The organism is Ammoniphilus sp. CFH 90114, assembly GCF_004123195.1.
In the GTDB taxonomy this organism is placed as follows: Bacteria; Bacillota; Bacilli; order Aneurinibacillales; family RAOX-1; genus YIM-78166.
The window spans coordinates 422,261-440,117 of record NZ_SDLI01000002.1 but is presented as its reverse complement, the minus strand read 5'-3'; the positions used below and the strand labels follow the sequence as shown (position 1 = coordinate 440,117).

General features: G+C 42.4%; 20 protein-coding genes and 1 other annotated feature. Of the genes, 3 read left to right on the top strand and 17 right to left on the bottom strand.

Translation table 11 applies throughout. From position 1 onward, the window contains the following. Window positions 1–7: 7 nt before the first annotated feature. Window positions 8–691: a hypothetical protein gene (locus tag EIZ39_RS06925; RefSeq protein ID WP_129198820.1), complete on the bottom strand. Its 684-nt coding sequence runs from the start codon at window positions 689–691 to the stop codon at window positions 8–10. 18 nt (window positions 692–709) lie between these two features. Then, window positions 710–1,294 (bottom strand): CPBP family intramembrane glutamic endopeptidase, encoded by a 585-nt coding sequence (locus EIZ39_RS06920; RefSeq protein WP_164984943.1) that lies wholly within the window; start codon window positions 1,292–1,294, stop codon window positions 710–712. 265 nt (window positions 1,295–1,559) lie between these two features. On the opposite strand from EIZ39_RS06920, the gene EIZ39_RS06915 reads away from it, so the two are divergent. Next, the gene (locus tag EIZ39_RS06915) at window positions 1,560–1,790 is read left to right on the top strand and encodes a ferredoxin (RefSeq protein ID WP_129198816.1); all 231 of its coding nucleotides are present in this window, start codon (window positions 1,560–1,562) and stop codon (window positions 1,788–1,790) included. A gap of 93 nt (window positions 1,791–1,883) precedes the next feature. On the opposite strand, the gene EIZ39_RS06910 is transcribed toward EIZ39_RS06915, so the two are convergent. Together EIZ39_RS06910 and EIZ39_RS06905 are read right to left on the bottom strand one after the other, a co-directional pair. Further along, window positions 1,884–2,687, bottom strand: coding sequence for a DUF92 domain-containing protein (locus EIZ39_RS06910; protein WP_129198814.1), 804 nt, complete (start codon window positions 2,685–2,687; stop codon window positions 1,884–1,886). Further along, complete coding sequence (locus EIZ39_RS06905; protein WP_129198812.1) at window positions 2,684–3,004, bottom strand: rhodanese-like domain-containing protein; 321 nt, start codon at window positions 3,002–3,004, stop codon at window positions 2,684–2,686. Before EIZ39_RS06905 ends, EIZ39_RS06910 begins: the two co-directional genes overlap by 4 nt. 220 nt (window positions 3,005–3,224) lie before the next feature. Beyond that, window positions 3,225–3,466 (top strand) — a binding site (T-box leader). 107 nt (window positions 3,467–3,573) lie between these two features. Between EIZ39_RS06905 and serA the strand changes: the two genes are divergently transcribed. Further along, window positions 3,574–5,160, top strand: coding sequence for a phosphoglycerate dehydrogenase (serA, locus tag EIZ39_RS06900; RefSeq protein ID WP_129198810.1), 1,587 nt, complete (start codon window positions 3,574–3,576; stop codon window positions 5,158–5,160). Window positions 5,161–5,238: 78 nt separating this feature from the next. Here the strand turns inward: serA and EIZ39_RS06895 are convergent, their stop codons facing one another. The 9 genes from EIZ39_RS06895 to EIZ39_RS06855 all read right to left on the bottom strand — a co-directional run bounded on the left by EIZ39_RS06895 (window position 5,239) and on the right by EIZ39_RS06855 (window position 14,115). Further along, window positions 5,239–5,523 (bottom strand): hypothetical protein, encoded by a 285-nt coding sequence (locus EIZ39_RS06895; protein ID WP_129198808.1) that lies wholly within the window; start codon window positions 5,521–5,523, stop codon window positions 5,239–5,241. A 73-nt stretch (window positions 5,524–5,596) separates the two neighbouring features. Then, the gene (locus EIZ39_RS06890) at window positions 5,597–6,715 is read right to left on the bottom strand and encodes an HAD family hydrolase (protein ID WP_483296026.1); all 1,119 of its coding nucleotides are present in this window, start codon (window positions 6,713–6,715) and stop codon (window positions 5,597–5,599) included. Window positions 6,716–6,867: 152 nt separating this feature from the next. Beyond that, window positions 6,868–8,664, bottom strand: a complete 1,797-nt coding sequence (locus EIZ39_RS06885) for an ATP-binding protein (protein WP_240675722.1) — start codon at window positions 8,662–8,664, stop codon at window positions 6,868–6,870. Then, the gene (locus tag EIZ39_RS06880) at window positions 8,664–9,383 is read right to left on the bottom strand and encodes a response regulator transcription factor (protein ID WP_129198802.1); all 720 of its coding nucleotides are present in this window, start codon (window positions 9,381–9,383) and stop codon (window positions 8,664–8,666) included. Before EIZ39_RS06880 ends, EIZ39_RS06885 begins: the two co-directional genes overlap by 1 nt. A gap of 22 nt (window positions 9,384–9,405) precedes the next feature. Beyond that, window positions 9,406–10,605: a c-type cytochrome biogenesis protein CcsB gene (ccsB, locus tag EIZ39_RS06875; RefSeq protein WP_129198800.1), complete on the bottom strand. Its 1,200-nt coding sequence runs from the start codon at window positions 10,603–10,605 to the stop codon at window positions 9,406–9,408. Further along, on the bottom strand, window positions 10,602–12,227 hold the full coding sequence (gene resB, locus EIZ39_RS06870) for a cytochrome c biogenesis protein ResB (RefSeq protein ID WP_129198798.1): 1,626 nt from the start codon (window positions 12,225–12,227) through the stop codon (window positions 10,602–10,604). Before resB ends, ccsB begins: the two co-directional genes overlap by 4 nt. Before the next feature lie 11 nt (window positions 12,228–12,238). Beyond that, window positions 12,239–12,766 carry a thiol-disulfide oxidoreductase ResA gene (gene resA, locus EIZ39_RS06865; protein WP_129198796.1) on the bottom strand — a complete coding sequence of 176 codons (528 nt, stop codon included), beginning with the start codon at window positions 12,764–12,766 and terminating at the stop codon, window positions 12,239–12,241. A 172-nt stretch (window positions 12,767–12,938) separates the two neighbouring features. Next, entirely contained in the window at window positions 12,939–13,661 is a 723-nt protein-coding gene (locus EIZ39_RS06860; RefSeq protein ID WP_129199157.1) for a pseudouridine synthase, read from the bottom strand. A gap of 40 nt (window positions 13,662–13,701) precedes the next feature. Then, the gene (locus tag EIZ39_RS06855; protein WP_129198794.1) at window positions 13,702–14,115 is read right to left on the bottom strand and encodes an EamA family transporter; all 414 of its coding nucleotides are present in this window, start codon (window positions 14,113–14,115) and stop codon (window positions 13,702–13,704) included. Window positions 14,116–14,197: 82 nt separating this feature from the next. Between EIZ39_RS06855 and EIZ39_RS06850 the strand changes: the two genes are divergently transcribed. Next, window positions 14,198–15,073, top strand: a complete 876-nt coding sequence (locus tag EIZ39_RS06850) for an aldo/keto reductase (RefSeq protein WP_129198792.1) — start codon at window positions 14,198–14,200, stop codon at window positions 15,071–15,073. Window positions 15,074–15,080: 7 nt separating this feature from the next. On the opposite strand, the gene EIZ39_RS06845 is transcribed toward EIZ39_RS06850, so the two are convergent. From EIZ39_RS06845 to EIZ39_RS06830, 4 genes are all read right to left on the bottom strand, one after another. Continuing rightward, window positions 15,081–15,620 carry a spore maturation protein gene (locus EIZ39_RS06845; protein WP_129198790.1) on the bottom strand — a complete coding sequence of 180 codons (540 nt, stop codon included), beginning with the start codon at window positions 15,618–15,620 and terminating at the stop codon, window positions 15,081–15,083. Window positions 15,621–15,627: 7 nt separating this feature from the next. Then, a complete protein-coding gene (locus EIZ39_RS06840; protein WP_129198788.1) occupies window positions 15,628–16,224 on the bottom strand; it encodes a nucleoside recognition domain-containing protein in 597 nt (198 codons plus the stop codon). Further along, window positions 16,218–17,357 carry a D-alanyl-D-alanine carboxypeptidase family protein gene (locus EIZ39_RS06835; protein ID WP_129198786.1) on the bottom strand — a complete coding sequence of 380 codons (1,140 nt, stop codon included), beginning with the start codon at window positions 17,355–17,357 and terminating at the stop codon, window positions 16,218–16,220. Before EIZ39_RS06835 ends, EIZ39_RS06840 begins: the two co-directional genes overlap by 7 nt. A gap of 143 nt (window positions 17,358–17,500) precedes the next feature. Further along, a complete protein-coding gene (locus EIZ39_RS06830; RefSeq protein ID WP_129198784.1) occupies window positions 17,501–17,845 on the bottom strand; it encodes a hypothetical protein in 345 nt (114 codons plus the stop codon). Window positions 17,846–17,857 lie beyond the last annotated feature (12 nt).

Genomic DNA, 17,857 nt, shown 5'->3' with positions numbered 1-17,857 from the left:
TTCTCTCCTACTTAAGAGGAGGAAATGGAATTTCAATATATGTTCCGGATACTAAGTCTGAAGGACGACTTAATTTATTATGGCGGGACAGAAAATCGGCATGCTTCCCGCTTGCATAATACTTAATTGATATTCTATAGAGTGTCTCGCCTACCTCCACCTTATGTTTCACCATTCGGTCATAAGTGGGAGCCGGTGGTGAGGGCTGTTGAACATTTTCTGAAGAAGCAGGACTTGACTCCCTTTGTTCTGGTGTCGGGCTTACTTCCACTGCCTCCTCCTGGGCTGCAGAAGGAGCGGGCTCTGTCGTCAGGCCAGGATTTACTTCCACACCTGTAAATACCTCCTCCTTCTTAGATGCTCCCGTGCTTTCCTCAACCGGTGCGGAAGGCGCAGTAGCTCTAGTTGTATGATCAACGCTCCCTATCCCTGCAAACCATAAGACTGCTCCGCCTCCCAACAAGGATATCATGATAAAGGACATCAAACCGATTCGTTTACTAGAAGCAGAACCCTTCCTTTTTCGACCATGTATTGCACTTCGAGGTGGCATCTCCTCACCATCTTCCTCCATGGGGTTCTCTGCTACTAGTTTGCCTAGATCTTGTACTTCTTCTACTATTACAAGCTCTTGTTCAAGCTCTTGTTTATCATCTGAATGATTGGCGGCATGTCTTCTTCTTAATTCCATTCCTTTTTCTCCCCACTATTATAACATTCTCTTCATTACATCAAATCGGATAAAGTAAGCTAAAACCAAATCAACGACAAAATGCGTGAGCATAGGGGCAATAATTGTCCCGGTCAGCTCATATAACCAGCCTAATGCCATGCTTACGAAGAAAACTGTGGTGAACATCACCCATTTTGCTAAATAACGAATATGTATTATCGCGAACACAACACTTGTCCACCAAAGTCCAATTTGATTTTGAAGGATCAGTCGAAATAAAAATTCTTCACAAAATGCAACAACGGCCACTATGATAACAATATGCCATAATGAACGATCACAGAATAACAGCTCATTAATCCCTCCATCGTCAAAGTAAGAAGGAGGTAATAAATAGACGAGCAAGACTTCAATTAATAGAATAAGGATACCAAGGGATAAGGCCCAGCCCACAATGAAGAGCCAGCCTTTCCCTTGGGTAAAGAATGAGGCAAGAGGTATACCATGCCTAAAATAGATAAAATAATAGCTAATAACCCCGATCACAAGCGTAATGATCTGAGTCAGATACAGATTAAGAAGAAGAAGTCGGTCGTCCATCTGTTGTATTCTTGGGTCCATATGAAATTCATCCTCTTCTCCATGACATTCGTGGACTTTTTTAGGAAACTTCTTCCTCATTGTACCATATCCGACAAGTTTCTTGTTTAACATATAACAAACCAGAACAAACAAAAAAAATATTTTATCCAACTTCTTGATATTTTTCTGCGTTATGACTACAATGTATATTGAAAACGGACAAAACACAGCCTATAGTGATGGATATAGAACCAATCTTTCTATATCTTTCAGATCACTGTAACATTTGAGGAGGTCTTTAGAAATGGCTAAGTACACTTACGTGGATAAGGAAACCTGTATTGCTTGTGGAGCATGTGGCGCGACTGCTCCAGACATTTATGACTACGACGATGAAGGAATCGCTTACGTTACACTTGACGATAACCACGGTGTTGCAGAGATTCCTGACATCCTTTGGGATGACATGAACGATGCTGCTGAAGGATGCCCAACTGATTCCATTAAGATTGCAGACGAGCCTTTCAATAAGTAGTTCTTTGAAAAACTTGGCCTTTTGGCCAAGTTTTTCTTATTTTTTATGAAGAAACAACGTATAATACCTTTTTGTCTTGACCTCCAGGATTCCCTATAATAAAAGCTTCCATAACAACCAAGCACACATTCCTCCGACCAGAGAACTCACGCTATTAACCATGTTGTTATTACACCAACGGTATCCACGTATTTGGTGAGTTCGTTGATTACAATGATGCGTCTTTTCCGTCTCACGATAACACTTCGTACATTTATACATTCTCTGTAAGCTTGCTCCAAGTAAGCTGTCTACCAATGAGCCAAGCAACCCGCTTATTCCTCCAATGATGATCAAGTCCCAATCTAATACTCCTGCTTCAACGTACAAGAACAGCACAGCACAGGCACCAATAAACAGTCCACCCAATAATGAACTCAACGTACCAAAAATGCTAATCCCGCCTGATTCTCCAGGTTGTAGCGATTTCCCATTTAATATATGCCTAGGAGACTTTTTCGATAGAACTCCTAGTTCTGTTCCCCATGTATCTGCATTTACCGTTGCCATAATACCTAGATAAAACACCATATAAGGAGTAGGATCAGAAGTGAAAAATGAATAGATGACGAGCAGGGCACCTAACCCCCCGTTAGCCATGACCTGGGTGGCGTCCCTTTGCCCTGTTTTTTCGTACAACTCCTCTACCTGATGTTTATTAGCCTTCTTATAATGAGACAGGATACTTGATGAAGCAAAAAAGGCGAGTAAAAGTCCATACCAATACAAGGAGCCCATTGAAAAAACGATCGTACCTACAATAATAGAAGCCACCATTCCATCAAAAGATAAGGATTTTTTATGAAATGAATAGTAAGAAACCAACAAACTACATATAAATCCTAGTGCGATTTTCATTTCCCTTTTTGGAGCATGGGATAAATCTCTGCCATGCCACCCTCCACATTGATCACCCTACTCAAGCCATTTTCAAACAAGTAGTTCATTACATGCCAGCTCCTTACACCATGAGCGCAAACTAGATAGATATCCTTATCAGATGGAAATTCAGACCACTTAGATGGTACAATATTCATCGGTACTAAAACAGCTTGATCTAAGTGATACTGCTCCCATTCATAAGGCTCACGCACATCTATAATATACGAGTTATCCAACTCCCCTTTTGTTAATCGTTCTACGAAATCATAAGCACTGATGTGTTGATTTTGCATGACCGTACTCCTTTTTAAGCTTTTTCCAGCCTATTTTAACACATTCATCCATGCACATGAAAAATATTTCAGTTTTCTCCCTCTAAATCTTGAATAAATACGAACGATGATGTATATTATTGTATATAACGTTCAGGTTTTGCGTAACATTTTCACTTGACTGCACGTTCTAACCATGTTACATTATTAATCAAATAAAAATGATAACTTTCCGCAAATTAAAAAAACGATGACAAAGAATGTTAAGGGATGGGATCTTCAGAGAGCCGGTGGATGCTGCGAACCGGTGATATCACCCATAACAGAGCGCTTTTGAGTTTCTAGTCTGAACTTCTCTAGTAGGACTAAGACGGTTGCACCGTTATATGCAGTGGTCTATTGACCAGCTAAGGCTGGCATCGCGAGATGTCGGCGAATAAGGGTGGCACCACGGAGCCGGATAACAGCCTCTCCGTCCCTTACTATGACGAACACAAGTCAGGGTAAGGAGGCGAGAGGTTTTTTTATACGCTTTCATTTTGATGAAGCAAGGCTTTTAATCTTAATATATAAAGGGAGTGGAGATGAACATGTTTAAGGTTTTAGTTAGTGATCCATTAAGCGAACAAGGTCTACAGAAATTGTTAGAGGCAACAGATGTTGAAATTACACAACAGACGGGATTGTCTGAGCAAGAATTAATCAAGATCATCCCTGAATACGATGCTTTACTTGTAAGAAGCCAAACGAAGGTTACCCCAGCCATCATTGAGGCAGGTACTCGCCTTCGTGCCATTGGACGAGCAGGTGTAGGTGTTGATAACATCAATATTCCTGCAGCAACTAATCAAGGGGTTGTGGTAATCAACGCTCCAGATGGTAATACGATTTCTACAGCAGAGCATAGCTTCGCTATGATCATGGCTTTAGCTCGCCGTATCCCTCATGCCTATTATTCGATGATGCGAGGCGAATGGGATCGTAAAACTTTCGTAGGTGTCGAGTTAAATGGAAAAACTTTAGGGGTCGTAGGACTAGGGAGAATTGGGGCTGAGGTTGCGAAACGAGCCAAAGCATTCAACATGAAAGTCGTCGCTTATGATCCATTCTTAACAGAGGACCGTGCGAAGAAACTAGGCGTTACACCCGCAACCATCGATGAGCTGGTTAGTGTTGCCGACTTCATTACCGTGCACACTCCGTTAACAAAAGAAACAAAATATCTAATTAATCAAGATCGATTCGCGAAGATGAAGGACGGTGTCCGCATTGTAAACTGTGCACGCGGAGGAATCATTGAAGAAAAAGCCCTCTATGAAGCAATTGTTAGCGGTAAGGTTGCAGGCGCTGCACTAGACGTATTTGAAGTAGAACCACCAGTTGAAAATCCACTTCTGACGCTTCCACAGGTCATCGTAACGCCTCATTTAGGAGCTTCTACAGTAGAAGCTCAAGAGAACGTAGCGATTGACGTGTCTGAAGAGATTCTACACGTTCTTCGCAATGAGCCATTCAAGAACGCAGTTAATCTTCCATCTGTCCCAGCTGAGGTGATGGAGAAGCTCGAGCCTTACTTCTTGCTTGGAGAGAAGCTTGGTCATTTTGTAGCACAAACGGCAGTTGGCGGCTTGCAAGAGATTACTGTCACCTACTCTGGTGAACTTACTCAAGTTGATACCGCTGCCCTTACGCGTACGGTTCTTAAAGGGGTATTGTCCTACCACTTAGGTGAAGGGGTTAACTACGTTAACGCACCTCACTTAGCTCAGTCTCGTGAAATTGCTGTTGTTGAGCAAAAGTCTTCCGCTAATAAAGGTTTCACTAATCTCTTAACCGTAACGTTGAAGACAAATCAAGAACAGAAGAAGGTAGCTGGTACCTTACTTAACGGGTATGGGGCCCGAATCGTGAAGGTAGATGACTATTCTGTCGATATTCAACCACAAGGACATCTACTCCTTATCCACCATACCGATCGCCCAGGGGCCATTGGTAGAGTGGGAACCATGTTAGGTAACAACGATGTCAATATTGCAACGATGCAAGTAGGACGTCGAGATATTGGTGGAAATGCGATCATGATCTTGACTGTTGACCGACAAGTTTCTCCAGATGTCCTTGACAATCTAGGGGAATTAAGCGAAATCGTGAGTGTAACTGAAATTGAACTTCAATAGGATAAAAGTCAATAAGAAAAAGGGATAGCTTAAGCTATCCCTTTTTTCTTTCCTATTCTAGAAAATCTTTATGACTGTTTATTTCCCCTTGGCATCTATGAGGATACTTAGTTCTTCCCAGTAGGCATCTAAGTCAAGACAGTAGAAATAATCTACTCCATCATGATAAAGATGCTTGATGCACGTCAACATCTTTAACAGCTCCACTCGATCTTCCAGAGTGAAATTCATATTTTGACTCTCAGCTTCGTCCCACACGATTTTAAACTCATCATCAAGGAACTGCTCCTCTCGAGCCTCTACCATCGCATGGTAGAAAGGATATCGCACCGTCCGTACGATCTTTAAAGTGGCTTTTTTCATTCGTCACCCATCCCTTCATATTGTTACAGTATATGAAAGGTACACGAAAAGCGTACTTCACTTCTCTCTTGTTCTATACTATAGAAGTAACTTCTCTCATATCATTTAAAATGTAATCTGCCTCTAACTCCTCAAACTTCGGTCTCGCTTGCACTCCGGTTAATCCGGTCAGCGTTGCTGCAAAACGACACCCCATACTCTTAGCGGCCATATGATCTGCGACAGAGTCGCCCACAATAAGTAATTGATTTCCATCCATAAGAGGGAGTGCAAAGTCCAAACAAGCTTGATTTTCTACGTTTCGACCTAACCATCCTTTGATATAACAGAATGGCTGTGGCTTGGCCAATGGAGCCGCAGATGGATGCTCATTCTCTGCTTGCAGAACATCCGTAGCTGTTATAATGCGATTAGGATCAAAGTAATCCAACAATCCCATCGCCTTAAGTGGAACCAACGTCTCAATGGAAGGTCGGCCTGTTCCAATTCCGAGTATAATTCCCTTTTCTCTAAGTGTTGCGAAAACTTGCGCCATCTCTTTAGGATCAACGATCGGAATTTCATCCTGAAGAAATCCCTTCTTCCCAGGTTGAAAAGTAGGTCTGCCAATATCCTCAGGCACTAAGTCGTCACCAAGATACCATTCCTGAAACGTTTCCTGACATAACTCCCAGAGCTGGCTATTCCGCCCAAAGACTTCTGTTTTTACTCCTAATTTCTGCTCGGTCAGGTCATTCATGTACAGAAGTAATTCCTGCTTCTCAGCACGGCTAGATTTAACATCTTCTATAAACGAACCATAATCAACTTCGAAGTCCTTGACCTTCAACCATGAGGCTAATCGTTGCAGGGACTCCCGAGTAATTTCTTGACTAAACCATTGCTCAATATCAGTTCGACGGTCATCTACCAATATTTCCATCAACCGAATAAGCTGGTGGGCAAATGACAAGTAAACCATGTCCCAGTTCGCGTTAATGCCACGGTTCTTCATGAAATCAAGCACTTGGTCATCGGCAAAAATCATGCTGCGAAGTCTACGGATATCTTCCTCACTTGGCGCGGGATTGAATTCCTCACCAGACAAACCTAAATAATGCGGACTGAATAATAACTCCCAAACAGTGAGTGCCGAAGCATCGAAGTATCTTTCTTCACTTAATAGTACACCATCTACATCAAAAAGCATCATTTTTATCAATTTATGTAAACCCCCATCCCCATAGGAAACTTTAAACGAGCCACACGACTTCGCCCTCTAGTTTGATTATTGAGCAAGTAAAACGGTGAAAAGGGCTGGCATATGCCAGCCTAAACTTGTGCTCTTCCTATTGTAACATAACTTTAATCCCTCGGGATATGAATCGAAAAAGTCGTACCTTCACCTAATTTGCTATGCACGGCAATTTGCCCGCCATGGGCAAGTACAATTTGTTTTACGATGGACAGCCCGAGCCCAGTTCCAGATCTTCCTCTTGTTCTCGCCTTATCCGCTTTATAGAACCTTTCAAAAACGAAAGGAAGATCTGCCTCCGGAATTCCACTCCCGGTGTCACGTACTTCCATATAGAGAGACTGCTCTTTCATTGTCGCAAAGAGTGTTACTTTCCCACCCGCTTCAGTATGTCGTACAGCATTATCAATGAGATTCGTGAACACCTGCTCCATCCGATCCAAATCTAATAAAAACTCGTCGGTATAAGGGAAATCCAGCTCTGACCGTACGCTGATATTTCTTTCTTTTCCAACCACCGTAAATTTACGTACTATTTTATCCAACATAGGAACTAATTGAACAGTTTCTTTATTTAGCTCAATAAAGCCTGCATCCATTCTGCCAAGATCAAGAAGATCATTCACCAGACGACTCATCCGAACCGATTCGTCATGGATAATTTGAGCTAGCTCTTTGGTCTCTTCCGGGTCACCTGCTATGTCGTCTACTATGGCTTCACTATAGCCTTGTAACATGGCTAAAGGCGTTCTAAGCTCATGTGACACATTAGCGACGAAGTCCTTACGAAGCTTATCTAGCTGTCTTTCTTTTGTTACATCTCTCAAAACAGCTACTGCTCCTCTTACTTGGTTACGGTCATACAAAGGAGCCATAATAATAGACAAGGTTCTTCCTTGCACTGTCACGTCTGTGACAGATTCATGTTGCTCTTCCATCACATTGCGACTGAAACTAGATAGAGGATCTGGAATTTTCATTCCAATTAAATTCTCTGCTTCTAGCCACTCCGATAAGGAATGCTCAAAGGCAAGTGCTTTAAACATGGATTCAGCAGGCGGATTAGCAAGGATGATGCGCCCCTCAATATCCACGGTAATCACTCCGTCAATCATACTTCGCAAAACGCTCGAAAGTTGCTCCTTCTCTCTTGATAAAGCATGAATTAAGTCATCAAGCTGTTTGGCCATATGATTGAAGGTTGAGGCCAGATCTCCAATTTCGTCATTGCTGCGAATCTGAATCTCCGTTGTGAAATCACCTTCAGCAAAAGAATCTGCTGCTTTTCGCATCTGTCTGAGCGGCTGTGTAATCCTTGTCGATAAGAAGAAGGCAAATATGGTCGCTAAAAAGATTCCAATGGCTGCAGCGTACAATATATACTTCGTCGTTTCTTTGGTCGTCTCCGTTAATTCTTCTAGAGTCTGATATAAGATAACCGCACCTGTTGGGTGATCCTTAATATTCAGTGGAACGGATACAGCTAATATATCGGCCATATGAATATCATCAGAGCCAGCGCTTCGAACGGGAAAACGATCTCTAACCACAATAACCTCACCCTTCATAGCCTTCAATAATTGCTCGTTCTCTAATAATAGAGCGGGAGGTACGTGTGGTAATGTCTCTTTCTCCACCGCTGGAACGACCTGTTCTACTCCTAATACGATCATATTCATATTGAACGCCTCAATGAGATCCCTTCCAGTATCAACATGTTCAGCATCAGGATGCTCTTCAATGATCGTAGACATCTGAATAGCCAACTTCTTCAGATTATCCGAACTACCCTGATAGTAAAATTGATCCAAAAACTGCACCAATAAAAGGCTCAGCAGGGTGAGCACCACCGCAACTAAGCCTATTATGGTAATCCACAATTTACCGACTACACTATTCCAAACCACTATCTTGGCACCTCAAGCTTATATCCAATACCCCAAACCGTCGTTATCATACCTGCTGCTTCCTCTGAAACCCGGTTTAACTTCTCTCTTAATCGCTTGATATGCGTATCTACCGTACGCAAATCACCAAAGAATTCATAGTGCCATACGTCCTTTAGAAGATCTTCTCTAGAGAAGACTTTGTCAGGATTTTGAGCAAGATATAAGAGAAGTTCATATTCTTTAGGAGTCAAATTCACTTCTTCTCTATCGGCTAATACCTTATGGGCATCATTATCAATCGTTAAATGAGGGAACACGAGAACATTATGGGTTGCTTGGTCTGTTTTCAAGAAAGCCGTTGACGAAGATCTACGCAATAAAGCTTTTACTCGGAAAACAACTTCACGTGGGCTAAACGGCTTGACTACATAATCGTCCGTTCCTGCTTCAAACCCCTGTATCCGGTTGGCCTCTTCCCCTTTTGCTGTCAGCATCATAACAGGTGTTGCCTTTTTTTCACGCAATTTTTGACATACTTCAATCCCGTCCATCCCAGGCATCATCAAGTCAAGCAGGATTAAGGAATACTCATTTTGAATGGCTTTTTCTAGTGCTTCTTCGCCATCAGCGGCCTCATCAATTTCAAAATTCTCCCGCTCTAGATACATACGCAACAAACGGCGAATTCTTTCCTCATCGTCCACTACTAGAATTCTTTGATTAACCTCGTTACCCATATTCCTTCCCCCCTTATCCTACTTACGCATACGAATGCAAACCAACTATAACCAAGTTTACGAATACCAACGTAATCATGACTACAATAAAGCCGATCACAGCCATCCATGCTGATCTCTCTCCCTGCCAGCCCTTAGATAGTCTTAGGTGTAGGTACGCAGAGTAAAACAACCAAGTAATCAATGCCCAGACTTCCTTAGGATCCCAGCCCCAGAAGCGCCCCCATGCTTCAGCAGCCCAAATCATGGCAAAGATTAATGCTCCTAAGGTGAAGATTGGAAAACCTATTGCAATCGCGCGATAGCTAATTTCATCGATGGTTTCTGGATCCAAATCACGCACTAAAGGATGGATTAATTGGCCAAGTCTTCTCCGTGTTGCTAAACGTATCAACCCATATAGGATCAAACCAGTTAGAATGGACCATAGGAGGGTATTTAACTTTCGTCCGGCATTAACCCCTTGCATCCAGGAAGGAGTTTCGAATAGCGGCTTCATCACACCCTCCGTTACAAGAGTTGCATCTTGAGGCCCAGCAATAGCAGGCATCTGATAGATCACTTCAGACATTGGCGCTCCGTTACCTCCTGTCTGGAAGGTGGCCTGATAGCCGGAAGCTGAAAATCCCATGGTCGTGATGATAAATCCAACCAGCATTAAAACCATACATAGAGTGGCTTCTAGCCACTTCGTACTTCTTGTACTTATCTCTTGATTTACCGTGCGGACCAAATACATTAATCCTGCCGCAAAGCCCACAGCGAAAGCCCCTTCTCCAAGAGCAGCTGTAGTGACGTGGATTTTCAACCAGTAGCTTTGCAAGGCTGGAATGAGCGGCTGAATCTCCCTTGGGAATACAGAGGCATAAGCCAACATAATAATCCCTACAGGCATAACAAAAGCTCCAATAACGGTTATGCGATAGACAAGGAAGATGATAATAAAGGCTAATATAATAGAGTAGGCTAAGAAAGCCATAAATTCAAACATATTACTAGTTGGAAAATGTCCGCCTGCTATCCAGCGGGTAATAATAAACCCGGTTTGGAATAAGAAACCGATAACAGCGATCCCAAATCCGATCCAGCCCCAGCGATTCTTATGTTGTTCAGGACTGCGATCACTCCAACGTTTACCGGTCACCGAGATCACAAAGGCGATCGATGACAAAACATAGCTGATAAAAGCAAATAGAAGCAGGTTACCGCTTAATGCAATCACGATTGCTTTCCTCCTTTCCCCTTTTCCTCTAAGAGAACAGGGACTTCCACTTTATCCATAATTTCCTTTATTTCTTTTTTTAAGCCAAACCAGTTTTTATTGGTATGACCCGCAAGATAAACTTTAGCTCCTTCCGTTTGAATCCAGATTCGACGATGCTGCCAATAGAAGCCCATAACTAATCCAATCATCGTCACAAAACAACCAAAGTAAATTAACGGCAAGCTTTTATCTTTGCGAACCATCAATCCTGTAATATTCGTAAGATCAGGCATATGGAACCTAAAACCATAAATATTGTCGACTCCAGGAGCTGGCAAGTACGATCCTAGAAACAACCATGACTTTTCCCCAACAGGTGTTTCCGGGGTAATGGTAGTCAGGATAAAAGCGGGATTGTCCGGATTCGTCGACTTCGTCATCGGTTTCTTATCCTCCGTAAACTCAAAATCAGGGAAGTATTCTAGAATCTTAACCGTGACCTCATCGTTAATCTTATATTCCTTTTGAGGATCATACAGATCTATTTTAAAACGTCCTATTTCGACCCCCGTTGTTTCATTGAACAGTGTAATGTTCAACGCCGATAAGGAGTTAGGCTTCTGCCCTGACTGAAATAGCTGAAGGTCCTTATATTTTAATGGATGGTTTACAAGAATCTCATGCTCTGTTACCTGTTCAAGCTTGGGCTCTGCTCCCGGAAGCCCTGCATTTAGATTTTCATATAAAACAGCCTTCGTCTTATAAGTCTTTACCACTTTATCCCCTGCTCCAAGTCCGATGTCCTCAGGAAATTCGTGGTCAGCATAATATTCAATAATAAAGGCTTCATTCTTGACATAATAGTCTGTATCGGGAACTTTTTTGATTTCCCCATCACGCACCCATACATATTGATCCAAATAGAAACCAGGTATCAGTCGTAGAAGTACGCCAATAAGAAAAATAATTAAACCTACATGATTGACGTATGGACCCCAGCGACTAAAGCGAGACTTCTCAGCTAGAAGAGCATCTCCTTCTCTTTTGACTTGGAATCGTTTTTTCTTAAGCAACCCCTCAATTTGCTCTAATTTCTCACTCCATTGGGCAGGAGTCTCGATTTGTGTTGACAACTTTTGACGGGTTAAGAAGTTAGGATTATGCCTTACCCTTTGCTTTTTCAGAGCTTTATACAAAGGGATAATCCGGTCAATACTACAGACGACAAGTGAAATACCAATCATTAACAATAGACTGACGTACCACCAGGATGTATAGAGATTGTGAAACCCAAGCTGGTAGTATAATTCACCTAAGGTTCCATAAGCTTCTGCATAATAAATATTTGCCGGTTTAGGAACCGGAATATACATTTCTTGTGGAAATACGGTTCCTAGAATGGAAGCTAACAGAACAATAATAATCATATAGACAGCAATTTTAACAGATGAAAAGAAGTTCCAAACCTTATCAACGATCGTTTTGTTATAAGTTTGGGATCTTCTCGCTGCGCCCTCATAGCGCATATCCAAAACCGCATTATTATCTTTAATTTCTTCGCCTATGGGGTTCCCGCATGCTTCACAGAGGTAGGTCCCGACAGGATTAGCATGGCCACAATGGCACTTGATGTCTTCCATGATCTCACCCCTTACTCTGGCACGATAAGTTTGATATTGTTTACAATCGTCTCCTCAGACATCGGCCCTCCGATTACAATCTTCTTAACAACTCCCTTGGGGTCAATAAAGTAAGTTGTTGGGATGGGTCCAATCTCATATAGTTGTGTAATCTCGTTGGTACGATCCATGACAATAGGAAACGTTAAGTTATATCGTTCAACGAAGGGTCTGACGGTTACTTCCGGTTGTCTTATATTAAGCCCAACAACCATTACGCCCTGATCTTTATATTTTTTATGCGCCTCTTCTAAGTCAGGCATCTCGGCTTCACAAGGTTGACACCACGTCCCCCAGAAATTCAAAACAATCCCTTTGCCGCGGTAATCGCTAAGCTGAAACCTCTCTCCATCAAGAGTTTGCAAAACAAAGTCGGGAGCTAATTCTCCCGTTTTGACGACGGATTTGTCTTTGACAAATCCGTTATATAAAGCAACGGCAATCCCGATAAAAATAACAGCAAGAATCGCCATTCTAGTTATCGTACGAGTTCGGTTCAATTGTATTCCCCTCCACTCCAGCTAAATATCTTTTGTTGTGTGCTTTGGCTAAAACTAATTTAATTATAACTGTAACATTTTGATAGTGAAAATGCGATTTATGAACTTTATATGACATTCTTACTACAATAGAAATGGAAAAAGAAAAGGGCTTAGACGTAATCCCAAGCCCCTAATTAAACAATTTACGTAGCTTGTCCACCTCAGAAGGCTCAAGCTGACGATAGTGCCCTGGTGCAAGATTGCCTAACGTAAGGAAGCCAAGCTGAATCCTTTTCAACCGGATTACAGGATGACCAACGGCTTGGCACATTCTTCTGACTTGACGATTTCTTCCTTCATGAATCGTCAAACGAATGGTGGCCTGGTTTCTTTCTAGATCCTTCATCTCTATCTCTGCCTTGGCAGGATAAGTCATTCCATCCTCAAGCATAATTCCATTGCGCAGGGAATGCAGAGCTTGTGCAGAAGGAATTCCCTTCACGGTAGCCAAGTAAACTTTATCTATTTCGAACCGTGGATGGGCGATTCTATTTGCCAGCTCACCATCGTTCGTAAGAAGCAACAATCCTGAAGTGTCATAATCTAGTCGTCCAACAGGGTAAACTCGTTCTTTCACATTCTTGACCAGATCCGTAACCACCTTGCGTCCCTGTGGGTCGCTTGCGCTTGTAATAAAACCTGTAGGCTTATGAAGCAAAATGTATTTAAACGAAACCTTTCCTATAACCTTGCCGTCTACCTCAATTTGGTCGCTCTCTTCTTCTACTTTATACCCGAGTTGATCAACTACTTGTCCATTGACCTTTACTCTTCCTGCTAAAATTAATTCTTCGCATTTACGCCTTGAAGTTACTCCCCTTGCTGCCATTACCTTTTGTAGCCGTTCTTCCATAGCCATCGTACCTTCCTTACCATCGATCTTGTCCTTTATTTTACTTCATAACGAGAAAAATTCCAAAAATCGTACATACGATCCCAATCCATTGAGACAAACTCACGGATTCATTAAAGGCAAATACAGCAAAAAGAATAGCAATGATGGGGTAAGTGGCCGTCGCCATCACGACTCGGCTGATCTCTCCTTTTGACAGTGCATAAAGATAAACGACAAAAGAAGTGGGAATCAACACTCCATTCAATACACTATATAATACCGTTTGAGGAGCATAGGTAAACTGTACCCCGTTTTTCTTAGCTAAGCCAAAATACACACATACAACAAGAGCTGTAGTCATCGTCGTAATAAAATTAACTTCGATAGGATGACCTGTCCTCAAAGCCTGTTTATCTATGATGACATTTAGTCCCCAAACTACTGTAGCAAAAAGTAAGCTTAAATAAAACATAATAATGTGCTCCCTTACGTATCGATTCTGCAAAATGGAAAAGCTATTCAGGAGTAACTTTATTTTGAAAGAAGGTTAAAGGATGAAAAAACAGAAGTTCGGTTCTACTGAGCACGAATTTTCCATACTAAGCTTCGGAGCCCAACGGATCGTAGATGAGCATCACTGCTCGGAAGAATCGGCTATTGAGATTGTTAATACAGCCATTGACCGTGGTATCACGTATTTTGACACGGCTCCTAGTTATTCTAGGGGACAATCTGAGGAAAGACTAGGAAAAGCACTAGCCCTGCGAAATCGGAGAAAAGACGTCTGGATTGCCACCAAGACCCATGATCGTACAAGAGACGGTTCGTTAAGATTACTTGAAGAAAGCTTAAACCGTTTACAGACCGATCATGTGGAAGAATGGCGTCTCCATAACGTCATGTACATGGATGAACTGGATGCCATATTTGCTAAAGGGGGAGCAATGGAAGCCCTGCTTGAAGCTAAGGATCAAGGAATAATTAAACACATCAGTATTAGCGGGCATACCAATCCCAAGGTTCAACTTGAAGCGATACGTCGCTATCCGTTTGATAGTGTTCTAGTGGCCTTATCCGCTTTGGATCACCATATCTACAGCTTCCTCCACGAATTTGTGCCTTCTGCCAAAGAACAAGGAGTAGCCGTCATTGGTATGAAGGTCATGGCACTGGGGAAGCTCGTTCCTTGGTATGAAAAAGCTCTCCGCTATACACTAGGCCTCCCCATCTCTACAACCATTGTAGGAATGGAGTCGATGGAACAGCTCGAAAAGAATCTGGCCATTGCCAAAGATTTTAGACCTCTATCTGAAGAAGAACAGCTTGAGTTCTTTAAAGACATTATGCATCTCGTGAGACCCGATGTTCTGCGTTGGAAATCAGATAACTGGGCTGAAGCTAAAAATTGGGCCATTCGCTCGAAGGCTTGAGTTTCAGTTAGACTACGCCAAAGACCATCGTTACGATAAAGATGGATGCGACAATCCCGGCAACGTCTGCAAGTAGCCCAACCTTTAGGGCGTATAAGGAGTTGCGTATGCCAATGGCTCCAAAATACACGGTTAAGACATAAAGCGTAGTATCTGTAGAGCCTTGCATGGTTGATGCTAATCTTCCTAGGAAGGAATCAGGTCCATGAGTGGCCATAATATCAGTCGTTACAGCCAAGGCCCCTGCACCGCTGATCGGTCGCAAAAGGGCAAGAGGGAGAATGTCTCCCGGTATATGCAGAAGGTCTAAGAGTGGTTTGCAAAGGGATGTAATCATATCCAGTGCTCCAGACTGACGAAAGATCGAAACAGCGACAAGCATACCCACTAGATGAGGAATAATTTTAATGGCAGTTCCGAAGCCTTCCTTAGCTCCTTCCGTGAAAGACTCATATACCGGGACCTTTTTATACATTCCATAGACTAATATGGTGGCTAGTATAAGAGGTATTGCCCATACGGAGGCATAACTAATAAGTTCGTACAAGGTCCTTTCACCCCTTCGTCCGAGTTCGGCGGGTTCTATAACGATAGTACTTGTCAAAAAGAATAGCCACACCTGTAGAAACAAACGTTGCAAAAAGTGTCGTACCTACAATCTCTACTGCATTGGTGGATTCATAGTTAAGTCGAATCGCAATGATCGTGGTTGGAATCAGGGTAATACTTGAGGTATTTAACGCAAGCAGCGTACACATAGCTGGAGTGGCTGTTCTTGGATCGGGACTAAGCTTTTGAAGTTCTTGCATCGCCTTAATCCCCATCGGTGTTGCTGCGTTGCCAAGTCCTAACATATTGGCACTCATGTTGGATAAGATATAACCCATAGCAGGGTGATCCCTAGGCACGTCTGGAAACAAGAACCGAGCAATCGGACTTAATAGCCTTTGCAACTTCTTTAGTAATCCTGAATCTTCAGCTATTTTCATCATTCCTAACCAAAAAGCAAGAATACTGATTAAACCAAAACAGACAGTCACTCCTGTTTTAGCCCCCTCAAAGGCTGCTGCACTGACGACTTCAATTTTTCCGTTTATGCCTGCAACAACAATCCCTATAAGGATCAGTCCCAGCCATATGTAGTTCACCATTTATAAGCCCCCCAGATGAGCGACTTAAGAGTGGACAGAATCTCGCTCAGACGGCTTACCTGCAGTCCAGTTCCCGAGGTACTCCTTTCTTCACCTGAATAAACTAAACCAATTCGTCCGATTTGTTGATCACCCAGATAGATATGTAAGTACCCTGCTACTCCGCCTGGCAGCATTTCTTTATAGCCGTCTTCCATCTTAACAACCTTACGAATTTTATTCTCTTCTCCACCCGCCAGAGGATAATTGAACGAATTGACCGTAACTAATCCCTTGTCCGTATCCACTGGTTCCTTTTCGCCTACAATTTCAGTGCGACTAAATTGTTTGAAGCCGTAATCCAACAAACGAGAATGATCACTCCAATCGTCCGGAGCATTCAAGGTAACAACTGCGATCTGCCTTCCATCTCTTGTCGCGGAAGAAACGAGGCATCTCTTCGCTAGCTTCGTATAGCCGGTTTTGACTCCATCTGCTCCGTTATAGAGATTAAGCATCTTATTTTTATTGATTAGCTTACGGTCCCATTTCTCCCCGTGTTGCGGAATTTTCATGACCTTGGTTGATACAATCTTTCTGAAATCCTCATTACGCAGAGCATAAGCCGAAATTTGTGCCATGTCTACCGCCGAGGAAAAATGCTGATTACTATCATCCAAACCATGAGGATTCGTAAAGTGAGTTTGCCTTAGACCCAGATATTCCACTTTTTCATTCATTAACCGGGCAAATCCTTCTAACGAACCACCAATGTGATCCGCAATCGTTACCGCTGCATCATTTCCCGAGCGAAGCATTAAGCCATAGAGCAGATGCTCAAGGGTTAGCTTCTCCCCGTGGCGCAAATAGATAGAAGAGCCCTCCGTTCCTATTGCATAATCCGGCACGGTTACCATCTCATCTAATTTTCCTTCTTCAATGGCTACAATGGCGGTCATGATCTTAGTGAGACTTGCTACTCGCATTTTTTCCTGACCTTGCTTCTCGTATAAAATCCTCCCTGACTCCACATCAATAACAGCAGCAGCTTGGGCAGAGACCGAAGGTGCTGCCTCCGCAACAGGGATTGCAAATAAAGATAGAATATATGCAAATAAAATCAATTGCGCTGTTCGTTTTTTCCCCCGATACATTTTATCCTCCTTACATCAAGCAGTTTGTACAAGTATATGCTTATCCCATTTTGATATGTCACATTGGATGAGGATGAAGAAAACAGACAAAAACAAAAAAAATAACCGGACTCTTACGTCCGGTTATTTTTTATAAAAAGCTATTAAGCAGCCTCGTACATCGCTTCAATCTTGTCGTGGATTTCCTTATCGGTCATTCCACTCTTCACTAAGTGAATGAAAAGAGCTTCTACCCAGATTTGTGCACGCTGAGAGATTTTCTTGTACTTTTTGGCTTCAGCGAATTTGCGCTGTGCACGAGAATCACTGTTGGTTTTGATGTTATCCATGATAAAGAGGGCCCAAAGAGCTTGCTCTTGATCATATTGTTGATATTCCTTTTCAAGAAGAGACAGAACTTCCTTATAATAGCTATCAAACTCTTTGAACTCAATTTCTTCTTCCATCTTTAAGTAATTTAACATCTGATCATATAGATTTTGAATCATATTTGACACTCC